The sequence below is a fragment of the Hymenobacter agri genome (assembly GCF_054778495.1).
Window position 1 is genome coordinate 1 of record NZ_BAAGZM010000533.1, and the last position, 2,970, is coordinate 2,970.

At 65.3% G+C, this 2,970-nt stretch carries 2 protein-coding genes and 1 pseudogene; all 3 read left to right on the plus strand.

Features of this window, described 5'->3' with window-relative positions; all coding sequences use genetic code 11:
- A pseudogene (locus ACYVDE_RS18875) lies at window positions 1-501 on the plus strand (hypothetical protein); the annotation flags it as partial.
- Between the two features lie 95 nt (window positions 502-596).
- A complete protein-coding gene (locus tag ACYVDE_RS18880; RefSeq protein ID WP_460503096.1) occupies window positions 597-1,427 on the plus strand; it encodes a phosphatase PAP2 family protein in 831 nt (276 codons plus the stop codon).
- Between the two features lie 187 nt (window positions 1,428-1,614).
- On the plus strand, window positions 1,615-2,970 hold a 1,356-nt coding region (locus ACYVDE_RS18885; protein ID WP_460503097.1), incomplete at its 3' end, for a M48 family metalloprotease.

Consider the following 2,970-nt stretch of genomic DNA (forward strand, 5'->3'; position numbering starts at 1 on the left):
TGGCTGGCCGGCACGGCGCTGCTGGTGCTGTTCGTGGCACTACGGGCCACCAACTGGTACGGCGACCCGCAGCCTTGGGCCCCGCAGCCGCGCGGGCTGCTGTTTACGTTGCTGTCGTTCGTCAACGTCACCAAATACCCGCCCTCGCTGCTGTTCGTGTGCCTCACGCAGGGCGCGGCCCTGTGGCTGCTGAGCGTATCTGAAACCGCCACCGGGCAGCTTAGCCGCTGGCTACGCACCTTCGGGCAGGTGCCGTTTTTCTACTATTTGCTGCACCTGCTGCTCATCAGCGGCAGCGCCTGGGTGTGGAGCTACTTTACCTTCGGGCATCCATTCAATTTCTCGTTTGCCGAGCCCAAAGATTGGCCCGCCGGCTACGCGCCCAGCCTGGCGCGGGCCTACGCCGTGTGGGTGGGCGTGATACTGCTCCTGTACCGGCCCTGCCGCTGGTACCAGGGCTACAAACAGCGCCACCGCTACTGGTGGCTGTCGTACCTGTAAGCCGCCGCGGCGCGGGCCCGGGTCGGTGGCGCGGCCGTGGTATAACCCGGGGCGCGGAATTTCGTTTGGGCCACATTACCCCAATGTTCCGCTTCATGAAATTCTTCGCCTCGCTGGCCCTCGCGGGCTCCCTGCTCACTGCCGCCGCTCCGGCCGCTCAGGCTCAAAAAGCCGAATCGCCCTACCACACCCGCTTCGCTGTCGATGGCCCCATCATCCTGGGACTGGGGGCCGTCAGCGCCTTTGGCCTCTACCGCGTGCAGCAGAAAAGCGGCGTCACCGCGGCCGAGCGAGCTATGCTGCGCAAAGAAGACGTGCCCAGCTTCGACCGCTTCTCGGCCGGCTGGTACAGCGACAGCTGGCAGACCGCCAGCGACCTGCTCTGCTATCCCACCTTGGCCATTGCCCCCGGCCTGCTGGCCCTGAACAAGGACGTGCGCGGTCACTACGGTCAGATTCTGGGCCTCTACGTCGAAACCATGCTGGCCACGGATGCTATTTTCACCAGCACCGTGGGCAACGTGTCGCGCAACCGGCCCTACCTCTACGGCACCGGCGATGGCGGCGGGGGCGTGGGCCCGGTAGCCACCAACTCGTTCTTTGCCGGCCACACGGCCCACACGGCCACGGCCACCTTCTTCGCAGCCAAAGTGCTGCACGATTTCAATCCCGGCTACGCGGGTGAGGGCTTGGTTTGGGGCGCGGCCGCCTTGGTGCCGGCCGCCGTGGCTTATTCGCGCGTCGAAGCCGGCAAGCACTTCCTCTCCGACAACATTGTGGGCTACACCGTGGGCACCACCATGGGCATTTTGGTGCCACAGCTGCACAAAGTGGCCGGCCGCCGCGGCGTGAGCTTCGTGCCCATGCAAGGGCTGAACGTGAACGGCTACGCCTACTCGGGCGTGCTGCTGAGCAAGCGGCTGTAGCCGCCGGCTGAACAGTTGAATTGTCCGCGAGGGTGGCGAGGTGCAGGTCAGCACCTCGCCACCCTTTTTTTGTGCGCCCGAAAAAATAAATCCGGCGTTTCGGTTGGAAATGAATAAGCTATGCTGCTAGATTTGAAGCTGGTATATAGCCGATTTGCGCTCTACCGATATATCGCGCATTCCTTTCATGTTTCGACTTCTCTGCCTGGCGCTGCTGGGCTGGCTGAGTATCGCGGCAGCGTGGGCTCAGGATGAGGCCTACCGGCCATTCTACACGCCCGATACCCTGCGCCGCCACGAGCTGGCCGTAGCCCAGCGCACCGCCCTGCGGGCCGAGATGCCCGTGCCCAAAACCGGCAGCAGCGAGTACCGCGAGCACTACCGCCGCGTGGTGCAGGAAGCCTCGGCCGATGTGTACAACGCCATTCGCTACGCCGCCCTGCTCGACCCCGTGGTGGAGCCCTATGTGCAGCAGGTGTTTGCCCGGATTCTGCGGGCCAACCCGCAGCTACCAGCCGGCACCCGGCTGGTGCTCACCCGCAACCCCGAGCCCAACGCCCGCGCCGTGGGCAGCAGCACCGTGCTGCTAAACCTGGGCCTGCTGCCCCGCCTCGAAAACGAGAGCCAGCTAGCCTACGTGCTGTGCCACGAACTGGCCCACGGTGCCAGCCACCACCTCGAAACCGGCCTGCGCGACCGCCTCACCGCCATCCACAGCAAGGAGTTGAAGCGCGAGTTTCGCCGCATCGTCAACTCCGAATACAACATCAACTCGCAGTTGAAAGCGCTGGCCCTGGGCTTCTCGCTGAGCAGTAGCTACCACCACCGTCGCTTCGAGCGGCAGGCCGATTCGCTGGGCTATGTGCTGCTGGCCCGCACTACCTACGAGGCTCCGCAGGCCTACCGTACTCTGCAGCTGCTCGACGTCATCGACCAGCCCGAAAACCCGGCCTCGCTGCCGCTGGCGGCCCGGTTCAGCTGCGCCGAGTTTCCGCGCACGTTTGGGGCGCCGGCCGCGCCTAGGTCCATCTTCACGGTGCAGGCGGCGGCCAAAACCGTGCTCGAAACCTCTGACACGCTGAAATCGCACCCCGATTGCGCCAAGCGCATGCGCTTCGTGCAGGGGCTGGCCCAGGGGCACGTGGCCGAGGGTGCGCAGCCCAGCCCGCCCGATTTCGACCGCATCCGCCGCCTGAGCCGGCTGGAGCTGGTGCAAAGCTGGTTCGACTACGACTGCTACGACCACGCCCTGTTCGAGGCCCTGCAGCTGCTGAGCCAGCAGCCGCAGAACAGCTACCTGCGCAACATGGTGCATATCTGCCTGCTGGGGCTGCACCAGCACCTGCGCCAGCACACCTACAATGAGGTGGTAAGCAACGTATCGGAGCAGCAGGCCGCCAATTTCAACGAGCTGCTGCGCACGCTGTACGAGTTGAAGCTCGACGATTTCCGCGAGCTAAGTGCCTGCTTCGCCCGCTCGGCTTCGGGCGCCGCCGCACCGGCCGACGCCGACGAGTTTGTGCTGGCGGGTCGCTACGCCGCC

Excerpts from the sequence above, each read along its gene's own strand:
- ACYVDE_RS18880 (WP_460503096.1), top strand. The coding sequence starts at position 597 with ATGAAATTCTTCGCCTCGCTGGCCCTCGCGGGCTCCCTGCTCACTGCC.